Below are 14,729 nucleotides of genomic sequence, written 5' to 3'. Positions count from 1 at the left end.
TGTTGCGTGCCTAAAAAGCAGCACCCTCGTGCGGTATGTTAGATCAGGCTTACCTTTCGGGGAGCCTGAGGACTTGTGAGAGCCGACAGCAGCTGAAGACCGCGCTGCAACCGCTCTCGCGATAAACTTCCGCCAATCGAGACCCGCAGGGCTGCTGCGGGCTCCATTGCGCGATCGACGGCGAATGCGTCGCTCGGGATGGCTGAGAGTCCATGCTGGCGCAGGACGTCAGCTATGTGTCGAACGTCGAGATCGCTCGGAACGCTTAGCCACAGGTGATACCCGCAGTCCATTGCGCGAAATGTCCCAGAGGCAAGGCACTCACGCGCAAGTTCCTGACGCAAAGCGGCCTCGTCTCTGACCTCGCCAACGAGGCGGGTAAAGTCATCAGTCCTAGCCCATTCCGCAACGATGGCAGCATTAAGTGGCGGTGCCATTATGGCCGTTTCATGCATATCGGCAGCCAGACGCCACGCCCCGGCAACGTCAGGAGCGCGCAGCCAGGCCACCCGCAGGCCGGGCGTAAGCACCTTCGATACACTTGCGATATACCAGGCGTTTGTCGGCGCGAGCGACGCTACAGGTACAAGGGCCTGAGCTGGTAGAAAGCCGTATGCGTCATCCTCGATCAATAGGAGCCCATGCTGCGTGATGACACGTGCGATTGCCGCTCGCCTGTCAGGCGGCATGGTGATGGTAGTCGGGTTGTCATTAGTGGGAACGAGGTAGATGCCTCGCACCTGGGCAACTGAGCACGCTTCATCCAGGGCTTGTGGAAGCATGCCGTCTTCGTCACTCGCGACAGCAACCAACTCGATCCCAAACCTGCGAGCCAGTGCCAGCAGGCCGGGATAGGCATAGGGGGCCACGGCCAGTCTATCACCGGCACTGAGTTCAGCGCTGAAAATCGCGTGGAGGGCGTTCTGCCCGCCTGCAGCCACGAGTACGCTGTCTTCCGAGCAGAGAATGCCTCGTGCAGTCAACATATCAGCGCCTGCCTTGCGCGCCGAGGCGGCCCCTCCACTACGCTGATATTGAAAAGGCAATCCGCCGTTTTCGGGACTCAGCAAAGCAGAAGCGCACTCGCGAAATGCCGCTGCCAGCGATCCACCGAAATCTTCAGGCGGAGCATTCATCCCCGTGTCGCCTGCGTCCTGAACGCGGATGCTCGGTGCCGCGGAAACCTGCGCGCGCACAAAGCTACCCCGGCGTCCGCTACCTTCAACAAACCCGAGCCGCTGTGCTTCACCGTAGGCGCGGGTGATCGTCGTTAGATCCAGACCCAGCGTCTCTGCGAGTGCGCGCTGAGGGGGCAGTCGGTCCCCCGGACGCAGCTTTCCAGCCTCCAAGTCTCGTGCAATCGCCTCCGCGATAGCGAGATACTTCGGCCCGTTTGCCGTGGTTATGTCGGGAGTCCAGCTTTGCATCATGACCTTCTAGAAGCATTCGGGCGGTTAGCGCCGTTAGTCTCGGTGATAGAAGGCTGGGCGACCGGCAAGAACATTCCTCGCCATTTCTCCGCCATCGTACACCGCAAGCGGCGTGCTAGACCCGATCCCGTCCCAGAACCCGGGATCGGCATATTGGCGAAGGGCGACCTCGTATCGCTCTAACCGAACGGATTCTGCTTCTAAAAGGGCGGCGGCGGTTTTGATTTCCGGGAAGTCTTCTGCCTTGCCGCTGCGGATCATGCCGGAAAGGTCCGGACGGTTGATCGCGTCGTACAGATCAGAAACAAGCCGTGCCGCGAGGTTTATGCCCTTAGCATTCCTGGGCGAGGTCGAAGACACTGAGCCGCTCATATCATTTTTCCTCATTTTCGGCCCGGGCATGCAACTGCGCCCAAAGGTTCTCGGTGCCGGCTTCCTGCGCCTTGTTGACGTACTGCGAAGCCACGAGCCAACCCTTGATGTATTGCAGGGGAAGGACGCATCCGAGCGCCATCAAAGGAAGGGACGTAACCAGGTGCACCCAGAAGGGCGGCTCGAAAGCAACCTGAAGCCACACAACGAAGAACGTCAGCGGAAATGCGACGATGCACAGCGAAAAGAACGCTGGACCATCGTCGGGCGCGGCAAAGTTATAGTTCAGCCCGCAGCTTGGACATTTCGTCTGCAGCTTTAGCCATTTGCGGAACATGGATGCTTGTCCGCACTGGGGGCAAAGCCCTTTCAAACCACAATGAAAAATCCAGCGTCCTTTGCTGGTAGTTGCATCGTTCGAGTCCAACATCGGATGGGACCTCAAAGAGTTTTACTGATTCTGAGGTCCATATATACGAGACATTCAGTCCATGCAATGACCATACAAATGGTGAGACAATATGTCTCACTCAGCTGTGGTGGCAAGGAAAGCTCGCCCGAAATGTGGCCTTCGCGCCATGGGAAAAGCATGAAGGCAAGATGTTTGCATGGGTTAATATCCCTACAATCGACCCTTGGCTGGTTAATGCGGCTTTCAGTTCTATGCGATTTCCATCGGGATCACGGATATATAGCGATAATCCCGTCCCTTCTGCCCCGTAGCGATCTTGAGCGGGGAGCTCGCTTTCAACGCGATGCCGAACGAGGTGATCCCGCATCGAGGCGGTGTCGAATGGTGTAATTCGCAAGCAAAAATGATCTGAGTTGGCCCGCTGCTGGTCCGGCTTGGTTCCTCCCCCAATCGGGCCATTGATGTCGAGCAAGTCGATCATGGATGTGCCAGCACGCATGACCGTCCATGAAATCGCTCCTGAAGGTCCGGCTGTCCGTCTAAGCTACCCCGGGTTCGGCATGCACGCCGGATACATGGACCCGCGCAAGGGCATCATCGTTGCCTACGCCCATGGGCCGGAAAGCTTCGTGATCAGGTTCGAAGAGCGGACCGCTCGCAACGCTCACCACCTCAACACGAACCCGTGGGTTGATTTCTCCGGTGACGTACCGACGCTTCGGAACAAGGTGAATTGACACGCCATCCAGCGTGCCAATGCCGAAAGTGAAAGATGATAAGGCAACCGTTTTCCGTGAGGGGAGCGGTTGCCTTTCGTTATGAGCGACATTTGGGTTGACGAAGATTCTTCGTGCGTGACGGTGATTGGTCGGTCTTCGCTAGCGAAAGTCAGGTTCCGGCGAATGCAGACGTTCGATTGATTGCCCCGGAATGGCTGGAAAGTCCCAAACCAAGGCGTTTTGAGCAGCCCCAAGAGACAGGTTGCATCAAGAGATACCGGGCGACGGTCGCCCCCGCCCGACGGTCCAATTCACACCATCGGCACGAACGAGGCCGGACACCGTTTTGCCGACCTGTCGCTCCAAAGCCGAGCGCCAGGGAACCAGCGTGAAATCCCGGCTCCGTTCGATGAGAGCATGACGTCCGCTGACGAGGTCGACAGCTCGCCTGTAGACGCCTTCGATTTTGTCACCCTGACGAGCCTCCCGAAAAGGAATTTCGAGCTCGCTGGAGAGCTGCGAGGCAACGCGCAGCAATTCCCGCCTGCGCAGCGCATCGAGCATGTCGTCCGAAAAGACCATGCCGCCCGCCGCTTCGGCAGCGAACCCTTGCGCCAAAAGCCACTGCCGCCGCAGTACCCGCGCCTCAGCCAATTCTGCTCCGAATCCTGCCTCGCGAGCCGGGGTCGCATCTCCGGAAACGAGCTCCCGATCGATCCAGGTCACGGCCTCCAATCCAGCCAGATCCTTGAGCGCTCCGCAGGATAGAACCTCGACGCCCACCGGTCGGTCCTGCAACCGCTGCGATTGCCACGTGGCAACGCGCTCCAGATGATCGCTGGAAATCACCCATCGTCCCGATGGCTCGCGCTCCACCAGCCCGCTCTCGCGGCGCATCGCCTCCAGGCGGCGGACATGGGCTTCGGCAAAGGTCTGCGTTGCGGCCGGATCACGGCGAAGATGTAGCGCGACATCGTATTGCCCGCCGCTCCCGGCAGCGACGGCGGCGATCGTCCTGTCGACCTCGCGCACCGACGCCCGCAGGGCCTCGATGCGGACGACCGCGCCATGCCCTACTCCGCTCCCCTCATCGAGGCCGCTCAGCGTGCCCTTCCCTACCGCGACATAATGGCTGCGGCCATCCGCCGCATCGACGATCAGGTAGTGGCGATCATCGTGCTCATCGGAGAGCCCGCGAGATATCACTTTCCCCACCAGCGGCGTGATGCCTTCGGCTGCCGGATCGTAGATTACCTGATCGACGCCGGATCGCTCCAGTTTCAGACGCGAGAAGTCGCGCTGCATGGTCCGGATGATGTCCCCGCGTTCTCCCATTGTGCGCAGCGCTTTTTCCAAGCCAGCAGCCAGTTGGTAGCGTTCATTCCCGAGCGGCTCGGCAAGGCCCATACGCGCGAGCTTTGCCAGCCGGCCCGCGCGGAGTGATTGCTCGAAGGGATCACCGGCGCGCGCGGCGACCTGCCGATCTTCCCCGGCGTCCCGGAGCAGCGCGCGGTCGATCGAGGTGAGACACTCCTTATCGATTTCCGCTCGGCGCGTGTCGGCGATTTCCCTGTCGGTTCGCGGCCCCAGGTCCAACTCGACAAGATCGCATACCCGCCCGCGGATACCGCCGGTCAAATAGTCGCGCGCAATGACCAGATCCTGGCCCCGCTCGTCTTTCCCGCGTACGACAATATGCGTGTGCGGATGGCCGGTGTTGAAATGGCCTACAGCCACCCAATCGAGCTTGGTGCCGAGGTCCTCTTCCATTTGCGCCATGAGCCGCCGGGTCAGCAGCTTCAAGTCCTCATATTGGTGTCCGTCCTCGGGCGAGACGATGAAGCGAAACTGGTGGCGATCCCCCTCTCCTCGCGCAAGAAATTCCTTGCCACTGACAGCATCATGTTCCGCTCCATAAAGAGTGCCACGCTCCCCTTCCCTCGTGGTGCCATCGCGCTGGAGATAACGCAGGTGTGCCGCCGCCGCTTTGGCGCCGTTCCCGGCCAGCTTGACGATGCTCGTCTTGACCACCGCCCGCCGGCTGCGCGGGCCTCCCGCGCTCCGGCTCGAAAGCACGCGCCCTACGCCAGCGCCGCGCCCAACTCGACTACCGGAAAACCCGGATTTGCCCCGCCCCCTCTTCGCCGTACCGCGTGCGAGATTTGCGGCGGCCAGGACCTTGCCGATATAGCGCCGCTGCCCCTTGCCGCCCCGCGCCTTCTGGCGGCCAAGCCGGGGCGTAAACTCGTCGTCGTTGTTCATCGCCGGACCTTCCGATGCGGAAAATCGTGCCAGCCTGCGCGTTCTTCTCCGATCTGGAAACCGGTGCCGACCAGGCTCATGGAAATGATGGCAAAAATCGCCGATCTGGCACTGTCCTGAGCGGCATAGTGCCAGGAAAACCTAAGAAAAACGATGTGCAGACAACAGGTTATGGCAGCAGGGGTGCCATGGCTTTCATCTTGCCCTCTTAATTGGGCCAGATTCTTCGGCCATCTCCATTCTGGTTCTCCTTTTCTACATCGACATAGGCACCGTTTTCGACGGATCATCCCGGCGTTCGAGATCTGGTGCGCCGTGCACTCTTCCGCATTCAGCGAAGGCATTGAGGGCCGCACATAAGCGGGCTGGAAGCCTTCGCGATGCATGTCGACATCGGATTCCCAGGGCAACGTCACAGGCATTCCCGCGTGGTTCGACCGAAGCCGACCACAGGCAAGATATCGTGCTTCCCGGTTCCAAGTCTGCACCAGTTCTCATCCGCGCTAGGCGGACCTCCTTATCGGTTGGCGAGCAGTGGATGGGGTCTCACAGGACCGCGCTCATCGCTCTGGGTTCATGGTGTGCAAGCTTGCGGACCAGGTCCGCAGGCACGCTTTCCGGCGCCCCTTCGTAGCAGGTGCCGTCCTTCCACATGGCATGCATGATGACCGCCAGCTTACGCGCGACGGCAACACAGGCCTTTGGATGAGACTTGGCCTTGGAGAGCTTCTGCCCCCATTCCTTGAGACGATCGGGACGCTTGTACCGGGTCAGCAGCACCGTCGCGGCCTCGTAGAGGGTCCTGCGGACATCGGCATCGCCGGCCTTGCTGATCCTGCCCTGCACATCGATTGATGTGCCGGACTGCCAGCGTCTTCCGGTCAGTCCGAAGTAGGCGGCAACATCGCGTGATCGTCGGAAGCGGTGCGGGTCGTCGATGGCGGTTGCGAAGGTCAGTGCCGTTACCGGACCGACGCCCGGTATCTCGAGAAACCGACGGCAGAGCTCGTCTCGCGCCACCACCTGCAGCACCAGGCGATGGAGTTTCACATATTCGGCCCACAGCGCCGCCCGCGCGCGAAGCATGCAATCCATCAGCGCTGTGGACAGGGGATCGTTGGCGACGGCGTCACGAACAGCCTGATCGAAACGGCCTCTGCCGATACCGCCCAGCTTGATCCCGAAGGCCTTAAGCGAATGGCGTATGGTATTCTCGAGATCGAGGAACTTGCGCTTTAGATTGCGGCGCTGGGTCAACAACAGCCGCAGCCGATAGCAGGCTTCGGTCTTGATATGAGCGGTTCTAAACCAGCCCGTGCGCATGATGTGGGCGATGCCCAGCGCGTCGGCCGCATCGGTCTTGTTGCGCTGCGCCGACATGGCAGCGCGCACATGACGGGTTTCGAGGCAAACCGCCGGTAGCCCCATGTCCTTCAGCCCGGGCTGGAGCCACGGCGACAGCGCCCCAGCCTCATGACCGACCCGTCGAAGCTGCCGTATATAGGGAGCCAGCACGGCCCCGATCGCGGCCGGATCGGTCGGAACCGAGGCGGTCATCATCACCTTTCCAGCTTCATTGACGACACAGATCGCGGTTTCCTCGATCGACACATCCAGTCCGGCAAAACAGTCCATTCGGGTTCTCCTGCGTTCCCCCAGCACGCCGGATTTTGACGCACGTGGGAGCGGAACCGCGACTCGTTTTTCCGATGCCGTCGGCACCAGCAAGGCGAGCAACTCGTCATGCCCAATTACCTCGGCATTACGCCGCATTGCCTCCCTTACCGCCCTATCGTGTGCCACCCCTTCCATGCGCCGTCACCCTTGCGGAAACCCAAGCAGGAGCAGTCCACCAAGCACCGAAAAGGCCGGGACGCTGGCCACGAAAGGACCAACATCCCGGCCGCAATCCATCGCTGCCTTCACCGCAGCGCCGCAAACGCCTCACGCGCTTCGCTCTCACAAGCGCACGCCCGCCGCGCAACGAGCCCCTGCGCCTGCCCGTCGCCGTCGACGATACTCACGCCCGCGAACCACTGCCCATCGAGCCTGCCCAACACCGCAACCCGATCGAGCTCGCGCTCGCCATCATCGCCGCATTTCCACGCGCCCAGCCACCGTTCGCACATGCGCGCATCCCACACAAAGTCGCTCTCCTCCGCCTCCAGAAACCGCGCCGCGAGCGCCTCGCCGGCACCTCGCCCGAACTCCAGTTCCAGTCCCGCCACAAGCCTTGCGACAACACCGTCAACAGCAACGCCAAGGTCCACATAAGCAGCCATAAGAGCCTCCTAAGCCAAAGCGTCCCCATCCTTGAGGACCCCTGTCATCGGACGGTCGGCGCGGTGGCTGTCAGGGCCGCACCGGCTTTAGCCGGTGCGCCGCGGAGCGGCGGCGGAGGAACCGATTTTGTTGCAGGGAAACAAACAAACTCGCGCGCGAAGCGCGCTCATTTGCTGCGGCAAAATTGGAGGGGCCGCCGGCCTTTACAGCCGCCGCAGAGGCCGTCATGCTGGGAATTCCGAGGGGGTGGCTGACCTCTCGTCCTAGCGCACGTCCTGGGCCTGGGCTCCAACCTGAAGACGCCGGCGACAACGCGGTGCAGCCGCAGTCACGGTACGACCCGGACGGCGAACAGCGGGTCGGTCAGAGCGCTGGTCCCCAGCATTGCGTTTCCCGAATTTCCGTCCGGACTGTCCATCCCCGATCGTGCAGGCCCAGTTCTATCGGTGCTTTCCCGGTGCTGCGAAAGCCCGCTTTCCGCAGCCACCTGCCCGAGCGCGACAAAGATCGTCTGCTGCGGGATTGCCGGACGATCCAGCGCCCCACCTCGGGGTGGCCGTTCCGGGTTCGGCTCGGTTACCGGCGGGGCCGCTGAGGTCACCGCACGCGGTGCTGCTCCCGCCAATCCGCCCACCACTTCGGCGAGATAGGTGCGCGTCTCAGCCGGGAGCGGACGGCCGCTCGCGAGCGAGGCGGAATAACGCGCAGGCCCGGCATTGTAGGCTGCGAACAGGCCGGGATAGCCGAAGCGATCGTACATCTCCCGGAGGTACGCCGTGCCGGCCAGGATGTTGTCGCGCGGGGCATGGGGATCGCGACCCAGCCCAAGCCCGGCGCGAAGCTCGCCCCATGTCGCGGGCATCAGTTGCATGAGCCCCATCGCTCCCGCCGAGGAGGTTATCGGCCGTCCATCCTTGACCGTGCGGCCCCGGCTTTCGGCGCGCATGACCTGTTCGATCCACACGGCCGGGACACCGAAACGCGCCGAAGCCTCGGCTATCTCGGCGCGCCAGCGGCCAGTTCCGTCCGGCTCGCCCGCGATTGCGGCATCGCCGGAGAACAAACCGAAGGCAAACGCACCCAGCAACGCAGATATCAGCGAGACAGTCCCAACGCCTGTCCGAACCAATCCCGGTACGGCCCGGAACGGGAACGGCAGCGCCCGGCCGGGCGCGGCGGCCTGCTCCCTCCAGCCGGGTCGGCGGCGCATCACCGCCCTTTTCCGGACAGCCATAGCGGCACTGCCTTCCCGAGAATATCGCGCTCCTGCGTCGGCCCAAAATAGCGGCCGTCGAAGCTGTCGGGACGCCGGTTCATGAGCAGGAGATAGCTGCCCTGCCGAAGGCGGAGGCAGCCCTCCCAGGCCGGCAGCCTGCGGCCCGAGGGATCGGCGAACAGGCGGCGCGCCGCGGGCGCGCCGTTGAGCGTAACCGCGGCTCCGCGCGCGCAGATCCTGTCGCCTGCCGCGCCCGCGACCCGCTTCACCAGCGGCACACCGGCGGGAAGATAATGCCGGCGCGCAGCCAGCGCGCGGGCATGTTCGGGCGGCCATGCGACCACCATGTCGCCGGGCATGAGATGCGCGCCGGGCACGACGCGGTAGAGCCCGATCGGCGCGCTGGCACTGTGGTTCCAGACCAGGCGCGGCGCCGGCGGAAACACCACCGTCGCGCCGAGTATACCGATGCCGAGACCGACGCAGGCGGCGCGGCGGCGCAGCCGGACGCGGCCCGCCCGGGCGGCGCGGAGCGCTTCGCCCCAGGCGAAGAGTGGAAGGTTTCGGGAGTCAGGCATCGTCTTCTCCACCGCTGCGGGCGAGCGACCAGGTCTCGATGTCGTCGATGTGATACCGCCAGTTGTGGCCGTGGCGGCGGGCCTTCGGTCCCTTTCCGGCGAGGCGCATCCCGCGCAGCGTATTGGGCGAGATACCAAGATGGAAAGCGGTCTGCTTGGCGCTCAGAAAAGGGCAAACTTCGCGCGCCGTCTGCGCGCGGATTTCGGCATCGTCGGTCATGATCTTACGCTCCCTGCGGGGCAAGCAACGGGTGCCTGCGCGGCACCGTGCATGACGGGCGGAGAGGCTCGACGGCAGGGTCGAAAATCGACGTGTCGATTTTCGACCCCCTCTCCGCTCTCGCCTTTCCCGCCTGGAAATCGATGCCGATCGTGCCCGGTACGGGAGGTAGAACGCGATCGCCGAGACCACCTTCAAGCGGCTTTTTGACCATGCCTCCGGCCGCAATATTCTGCGATGACCGCACATCGAGCGGCCCCGCATCCGGGGTGGATGCGGGGCCGAAAGAGGGTGCCGGAAGCGGCTTCAGTCGGCCGGATTCCAGATGATCGCGAAGCTGTCCTCGTCGTCCCGACCTGCCGCCCGCCCGAGATTGGCGTAGAGCCGGCGAGGACCGAATTCCGGGGCCGCGAGGCTGAGCGACACGTAGTCGTTGCCCGAGCTTTCGCTGCGGCGCAGCCACCCGGCGCCGACCTCGACCCCGCCCGAGGAAACCCGGTAGTCGGGCTGAGCGTCGCTGGTCTTGCGCGCGTTGGGGGTGATCTCGATCTCGGCGCGGATCGAGAGGGTGCGAAGCTGGCCCTTGAAGCTGTGGCCATCGCGCGTGACATATCCGATTGCAGGCATTGTTCGTCTCCTGACTGGGTCGTCCCGGACCGATTTCCCGGACGATAGCAGACCGGCAGGAACGGCTCGCCAGGGCCCGCGAACCCTTGGGCCGAAGCGCATGTGAAGGACCGGAGCCGGCGGCTTATTTGGGAGCGAAGCAGCCGCGAGGAGACCGCCACGCGGTCGGGGAAATAAGCCTCCGGGCGATGGTTTCGGCGGGACCGCGACCGCTTCCAGGTCATTGCCTTTCGAATCCGGGAATGGTTGCGGGGACCCGGGCTCAGGAGCGCAGAAGATGCCGGCAATCGGATAGGTCCTATGCGTGCGGCCACCCGGCTTCGGCCGGCTTACGGCCGGCGATTTCGCGGCAATCGATCACCCTCGCTCGCAAGGCCTGACAGCGCACGGACCTACCGCATTCCTTCGGGCGGCGGTCGACATGGCGCCGGGTTACTGCATACGGCGCGACAACGCTGGGCCGCAGCTACGTGTCGCTCAACCTCGCGGCCACTGCGATTTGCCCTCCCGCCGCGCAACCCATTTCCAGGGCGCTCGAGCCGGACGCGGACGACGAAGACTGATGCGCAGCCCCATCGGGATCCGGCCGACAAGAAGCCACCGGTACCCGCTTTCAGCCTCGCATCCGTCCGGAACGCGGGGCCGGTCGCTTCGAAATAGGAGACGCGGGCGCCGGTGGCTTGCGGCGCCATGACAGCGCGGCGTGGACTGCGGCATGCGGCGGCAGAGACGGTGGCAGAAACGACAGGACAGACGGCCACAAGCCAGGGAAGCGCAGCGCGCGACGCAAGCCCCATCAGTCTCATCCGAATTGGGTATCGCGAAGTTGACACAGAACAATGCTATCCAGCGCGGGCGCGATCAGGTCGGGAAACACGACCGAAGCGGCTGGAGGAGCCTGGAATGGACATCTATACCCTGAAGTTCCCCGACGAGGGGAATGCCGGCGCCCTGCGCCTTGATTTCAGTGCCGAGGATGCGGCAGATGCCTTGGTCACCGCGCACCGCACAGCCGCCGAACTGAGGTCCGGACGCGCAGCCGAACTGTGGCAAGGCACCCGCCGGCTCTGCGCCGTGCAGCGCGGCGTTTCAGGGGGCGGAGAACAGCGTCACTCGGCGCGGTTCCAGCTCGCCTGACGGCCGCTTTCCAATATCTGGAGTGGTGACGAAATAGCGCCTGACGGCGCATCAGCCGATCGTACCTGCCCAAGTTGCGACCCGGACAAAGGGGGCTGAGCCCGGGCCGCATGCCGCCCGCTAGCGGCGGCACTCGATTATCGGAACCGGCTTTCGGCAGAGCGGCTGTGGCAAGCGTCCGCCTGCCTCATGTCTGCCGTCCCCCTGCGTCGATCGGCATGCGACCTGCACCTGCGCACAAATCGGACCGGTCGGTCAGATCGGCTGTCGACAGAGTGTCGGCCCGCCCGGACCGGATGGGCGATAGCGCTTCGCGGACCCGTCAGGCAGATTGGGCCCGGCACCGATCGATACCGGGAGACATACGATGGATGAAGACGCCGTGTTCGCTTTTGGAAGCGCGCTGGCCGCGATCGCCGGACTGCTCGAGGAAAAAGGGGTCTGCACCGCGACCGAAATCTCGCAGTCGCTGGGCCACGCGGCGATGGTCCATCTGAAGGCTGGCGAGCAGTACAAGCCGCGCGATTACCTCAGGGCCTGGGCGGTCTCGGTAAAAGCGGCGGCCGACGGCATGAATACGCCGCAGCATTGATCGGCGAGACCGCCGCTCTGTTTTCGGGGGTCAAGGCAACCGGGGCAATGGCGAAGCGGGCGGCGACGGTGCGGGCGCGGGACGACCGGGCCTGCGACACTATCGCAGCATGCCATAGTGTATCGGCAGGCGATCCTGACGCTGTTCGACAGCATCGGTTAAGGGGCAATCCTCCTGATGGCGGGCGCGGGATGCGGCCCGGACCCGAAGGATACGCCTCATGAAATCGATCGTTCTTCCAAGCCTTCAGCTGCTGCCCTTCCGGCTCCAGACGTTGCGCTGCCGGTTCGACCATCACCGTCCGGAGCTCGGCACGGTCTTCTGGGACGGCCTGTGCTACGTCGGCCAATGTGTGCAATGCGGCACCGGCATTCGGCGCATGAGCAAGACGCGCTGGCTCCGCGACGAACCGCAAAGCGGACCCGGCCTCGCCTGATTACAAATCAGGTGCGCGCAAGAGCGCAGCGGCCCCACCGGAGGGCAAGACGGTCACTTCTGCCGGGTCACCAGGTGGGTTTCTCCGCAAAGACTGCACGTATCCTTGCGCCGTTCGAACCCGTTCGATCCCGCCAGTTCGCGCACGATATGCCCGGCATTCGGCTCTCCGGCCCCCGACGGCGAAAGCCTCAGGGTCACGATGATGCATTCGTCGCAGATCGGTTCGGGTGAGAGCCGGACGACGAGCTTTTCGATCACATGAACTTCGCCCATCGGCATGTCCCCTCATGGTCCCCCGCGCAGCAACCGTGACGCTCCGAAGGGGCCGGGGCAATGAACATTTTATGTTAGCGGCGGGGCCGCGCCTTTAAGGGCGCGGCCCCGCCGCGAATTTTTCAGCCCGTCCAGGGGGATCACCCGAAGGCGGGAAACACCGCCCCCGGGCGATCTTTTTTCAGGCGGCGAGACGGTCGTCGCCCGCACCCGTATCGGGATCGAAATCGGGGGCCGTCATTTCAGGTTCGGGCGAATCGCGTTCAAGCGTATCGCTGCCGTCAGCATCGTCTGCCGGTCCCTCCTCCTCTTCCGATTCTCCCTCCGGTGCCGCAAGGGCCCGCGCATGAGCCGCCACCGTGCCGACGCCCCCCGCGCGGCGTGTAGGCGGTCGGCGGGAAAGCCATCCAGCGCGGCACCCAGCCTTCCTTTTTCGTCCGGCTGCCCTCGCCTGCAAGATGGGCGCGGATGATCGCTTTCAGGGTCTTGCCCTTTTCCTTGGCATTGGCGGCGGCGATCTGCTCGCCCGCCACTTCCGCGACCATCGCGAGCAGCACTTCGCGGTCGCGCAGGCCATCAAGGAAGGCATCGTCCGCCTCCCACCAGTCGGCCATTGAGAGACCGAGCATGGGACCGAGCACTTCGATTTCCGGGGTTCCGGCGGCAAGCGTCTCGCCCATGACGAGGGCGAGAATATCGAGCACCTCGGCATCGGGAAGCGGTACGAGACGCGCGAGCAGGCTGCGGACATTCCGGCCCGGTGCGCCGTAACCATAGCCGCTGGATGATACGGTGGCATCATCACCGTCGAGGTCCAGTGCGGCGAGAACCTCGCGCCGCCGCGCGTCGAACACGCTTTCGGCGCGGCATTCGTCGAGGCTCTGCCGCACGGCATCGCTCTTCACCGCTTGCGGCTCGGGCTGGACCCGCCACAGCGACGACCCGGCGATCACATGCGCCACCATCAGCCGCAGGGCGAGACGCGGGCTGCCGAGCAGTTCCGTCCGCACGGCGGCATGGCGGTGGAGGTCCACGTAAGTCTGGGTGAGCGAGGTGAGTTCGGCGCGCACCGGCTTGTCGCCTTCGCCCTCCGGTCCCGTGTTCCCGTCCTTGGCGAGACGCGCCGCTTCCTTGCACGAGAGATAGCCCTCGTGGACGACGACTTCACCGTTCCCCCGCACATCGAGATAGACCCGCCCGCCCTTGCGCTTGGCGGTCTTCTCGTATTCCCACGAGTGGAAGTGCTCGTCCGGCGGGACGATCACCGCATCGGACCAGCCTGCATCGATCAAGGCCGCACGGCGCTCCGCGATAGCGGCATCCTGCAGGGCCCAGAAGGCTTCGCTTTCCGCGAAATAGGCATCCTCCCCGAACAGGTCGAACACCGTCGCAAGGCCGCTGGCTGCTACATCGAACAGCGCATGCCGGGTCGAGATCGAGGCGCCACCCAGCAGCCACGACTTGAGCTGATGCCCGCGCGGCGCATAGGCATCGGGATCGTCGACCAGCGCGAGCCAGGCCTTCTGCCGGCTCTTGGAGGCCAGCGTTAGATGCCGGACGGTCACGGCATCGATCTCCTCGCGCCGGTACATCTCGCGGATGCGCGGCAGCAGGTTGCCGAGCGCCAACGCGCGGCGCACCGCCAGATCGGGCAGACCGAAGGTCGCACCGATCTCGGCAATGCTGCGCCCTTCCTTCACCAGCCGGGTAAAGCAAGCCCAGCGCGAGACTTCGTCCGGATCGAGCCGGGCGATGTTCTCGATGAGCGAGGCCTCGACGGCGCTGGCATCATCCGCCTCGTCGAGGACGGCGCAGGGCAGCATGGCTGCACTAGACTCCAGCCCGTCAGACCCGTAAGGCCTATCCGGCTCCCCTGCCCCGATGCGGGCGTCCTTCCGCTCGGCGGCGACAATCAGGGCCGCGTGGAAGCGGCGGCATCCGGCGACGATTTCATAATGCTGCCCGTCTTCGCCGGGCGCGCTGGTGGGCCGCACGAGGATCGGCTGGAGGACACCGCGCGCCCGTACGGTCGGCAGGATGTCGGAAACATCCGGAGCCTTGCGGGCGTAACGCATATTGGACTTGCTGACGGCAAGGTTGCCAAGGGCGATGAATTCGAGTTTCATGGATAGCACTCCTCAAGAGAGTGCCGGTCCACCCGTTCGTGATG

At 64.1% G+C, this 14,729-nt stretch carries 17 protein-coding genes; 4 read left to right on the top strand and 13 right to left on the bottom strand.

All coding sequences use genetic code 11. The annotated features are described in order from the left end of the window. Window positions 1-38: 38 nt before the first annotated feature. The 4 genes from NTCA1_RS25345 to NTCA1_RS25330 all read right to left on the bottom strand — a co-directional run bounded on the left by NTCA1_RS25345 (window position 39) and on the right by NTCA1_RS25330 (window position 2,695). On the bottom strand, window positions 39-1,427 hold the full coding sequence (locus tag NTCA1_RS25345) for a PLP-dependent aminotransferase family protein (RefSeq protein ID WP_159832206.1): 1,389 nt from the start codon (window positions 1,425-1,427) through the stop codon (window positions 39-41). Between the two features lie 36 nt (window positions 1,428-1,463). Continuing rightward, complete coding sequence (locus tag NTCA1_RS25340; protein ID WP_159832205.1) at window positions 1,464-1,802, bottom strand: hypothetical protein; 339 nt, start codon at window positions 1,800-1,802, stop codon at window positions 1,464-1,466. 1 nt (window position 1,803) lies between these two features. Then, entirely contained in the window at window positions 1,804-2,232 is a 429-nt protein-coding gene (locus NTCA1_RS25335; protein ID WP_159832204.1) for a DUF983 domain-containing protein, read from the bottom strand. Window positions 2,233-2,332: 100 nt separating this feature from the next. Next, window positions 2,333-2,695, bottom strand: coding sequence for a hypothetical protein (locus tag NTCA1_RS25330; RefSeq protein ID WP_159832203.1), 363 nt, complete (start codon window positions 2,693-2,695; stop codon window positions 2,333-2,335). A 16-nt stretch (window positions 2,696-2,711) separates the two neighbouring features. Between NTCA1_RS25330 and NTCA1_RS25325 the strand changes: the two genes are divergently transcribed. Beyond that, the gene (locus tag NTCA1_RS25325; protein WP_159832202.1) at window positions 2,712-2,951 is read left to right on the top strand and encodes a hypothetical protein; all 240 of its coding nucleotides are present in this window, start codon (window positions 2,712-2,714) and stop codon (window positions 2,949-2,951) included. A gap of 249 nt (window positions 2,952-3,200) precedes the next feature. Here the strand turns inward: NTCA1_RS25325 and rlxS are convergent, their stop codons facing one another. The 7 genes from rlxS to NTCA1_RS25290 form a co-directional block, all read right to left on the bottom strand. Continuing rightward, window positions 3,201-5,195 carry a relaxase/mobilization nuclease RlxS gene (rlxS, locus tag NTCA1_RS25320; protein ID WP_159832201.1) on the bottom strand — a complete coding sequence of 665 codons (1,995 nt, stop codon included), beginning with the start codon at window positions 5,193-5,195 and terminating at the stop codon, window positions 3,201-3,203. Between the two features lie 546 nt (window positions 5,196-5,741). Continuing rightward, on the bottom strand, window positions 5,742-6,830 hold the full coding sequence (locus NTCA1_RS25315; protein ID WP_159832216.1) for an IS110 family transposase: 1,089 nt from the start codon (window positions 6,828-6,830) through the stop codon (window positions 5,742-5,744). A 287-nt stretch (window positions 6,831-7,117) separates the two neighbouring features. Further along, complete coding sequence (locus NTCA1_RS25310) at window positions 7,118-7,477, bottom strand: hypothetical protein (RefSeq protein WP_159832200.1); 360 nt, start codon at window positions 7,475-7,477, stop codon at window positions 7,118-7,120. A gap of 329 nt (window positions 7,478-7,806) precedes the next feature. Further along, a complete protein-coding gene (locus NTCA1_RS25305) occupies window positions 7,807-8,688 on the bottom strand; it encodes a lytic transglycosylase domain-containing protein (protein ID WP_374705216.1) in 882 nt (293 codons plus the stop codon). Then, a complete protein-coding gene (locus NTCA1_RS25300; RefSeq protein ID WP_159832199.1) occupies window positions 8,688-9,272 on the bottom strand; it encodes a S26 family signal peptidase in 585 nt (194 codons plus the stop codon). Before NTCA1_RS25300 ends, NTCA1_RS25305 begins: the two co-directional genes overlap by 1 nt. Beyond that, window positions 9,265-9,492 carry a helix-turn-helix domain-containing protein gene (locus tag NTCA1_RS25295; RefSeq protein ID WP_159832198.1) on the bottom strand — a complete coding sequence of 76 codons (228 nt, stop codon included), beginning with the start codon at window positions 9,490-9,492 and terminating at the stop codon, window positions 9,265-9,267. Before NTCA1_RS25295 ends, NTCA1_RS25300 begins: the two co-directional genes overlap by 8 nt. Before the next feature lie 306 nt (window positions 9,493-9,798). After that, window positions 9,799-10,119, bottom strand: a complete 321-nt coding sequence (locus NTCA1_RS25290) for a DUF736 domain-containing protein (protein WP_159832197.1) — start codon at window positions 10,117-10,119, stop codon at window positions 9,799-9,801. A 903-nt stretch (window positions 10,120-11,022) separates the two neighbouring features. Here NTCA1_RS25290 and NTCA1_RS25285 point away from each other — a divergent pair. The 3 genes from NTCA1_RS25285 to NTCA1_RS25275 all read left to right on the top strand — a co-directional run bounded on the left by NTCA1_RS25285 (window position 11,023) and on the right by NTCA1_RS25275 (window position 12,284). Then, a complete protein-coding gene (locus NTCA1_RS25285) occupies window positions 11,023-11,256 on the top strand; it encodes a hypothetical protein (RefSeq protein WP_159832196.1) in 234 nt (77 codons plus the stop codon). Between the two features lie 367 nt (window positions 11,257-11,623). Then, on the top strand, window positions 11,624-11,848 hold the full coding sequence (locus tag NTCA1_RS25280) for a hypothetical protein (RefSeq protein WP_159832195.1): 225 nt from the start codon (window positions 11,624-11,626) through the stop codon (window positions 11,846-11,848). 220 nt (window positions 11,849-12,068) lie between these two features. Next, window positions 12,069-12,284 carry a hypothetical protein gene (locus tag NTCA1_RS25275; protein ID WP_159832194.1) on the top strand — a complete coding sequence of 72 codons (216 nt, stop codon included), beginning with the start codon at window positions 12,069-12,071 and terminating at the stop codon, window positions 12,282-12,284. 53 nt (window positions 12,285-12,337) lie between these two features. Here the strand turns inward: NTCA1_RS25275 and NTCA1_RS25270 are convergent, their stop codons facing one another. Both NTCA1_RS25270 and NTCA1_RS25265 read right to left on the bottom strand, forming a co-directional pair. After that, on the bottom strand, window positions 12,338-12,559 hold the full coding sequence (locus tag NTCA1_RS25270; RefSeq protein ID WP_159832193.1) for a hypothetical protein: 222 nt from the start codon (window positions 12,557-12,559) through the stop codon (window positions 12,338-12,340). 281 nt (window positions 12,560-12,840) lie between these two features. Continuing rightward, window positions 12,841-14,685: a ParB N-terminal domain-containing protein gene (locus NTCA1_RS25265; protein ID WP_159832192.1), complete on the bottom strand. Its 1,845-nt coding sequence runs from the start codon at window positions 14,683-14,685 to the stop codon at window positions 12,841-12,843. Between the last annotated feature and the right edge of the window lie 44 nt (window positions 14,686-14,729).

This window comes from Novosphingobium sp. TCA1, from assembly GCF_009811895.1.
Lineage (GTDB): Bacteria > Pseudomonadota > Alphaproteobacteria > Sphingomonadales > Sphingomonadaceae > Novosphingobium > Novosphingobium panipatense_A.
The sequence above is the reverse complement of the archived record's forward strand: the minus strand, read 5'-3'. Positions and strand labels throughout refer to the sequence as shown.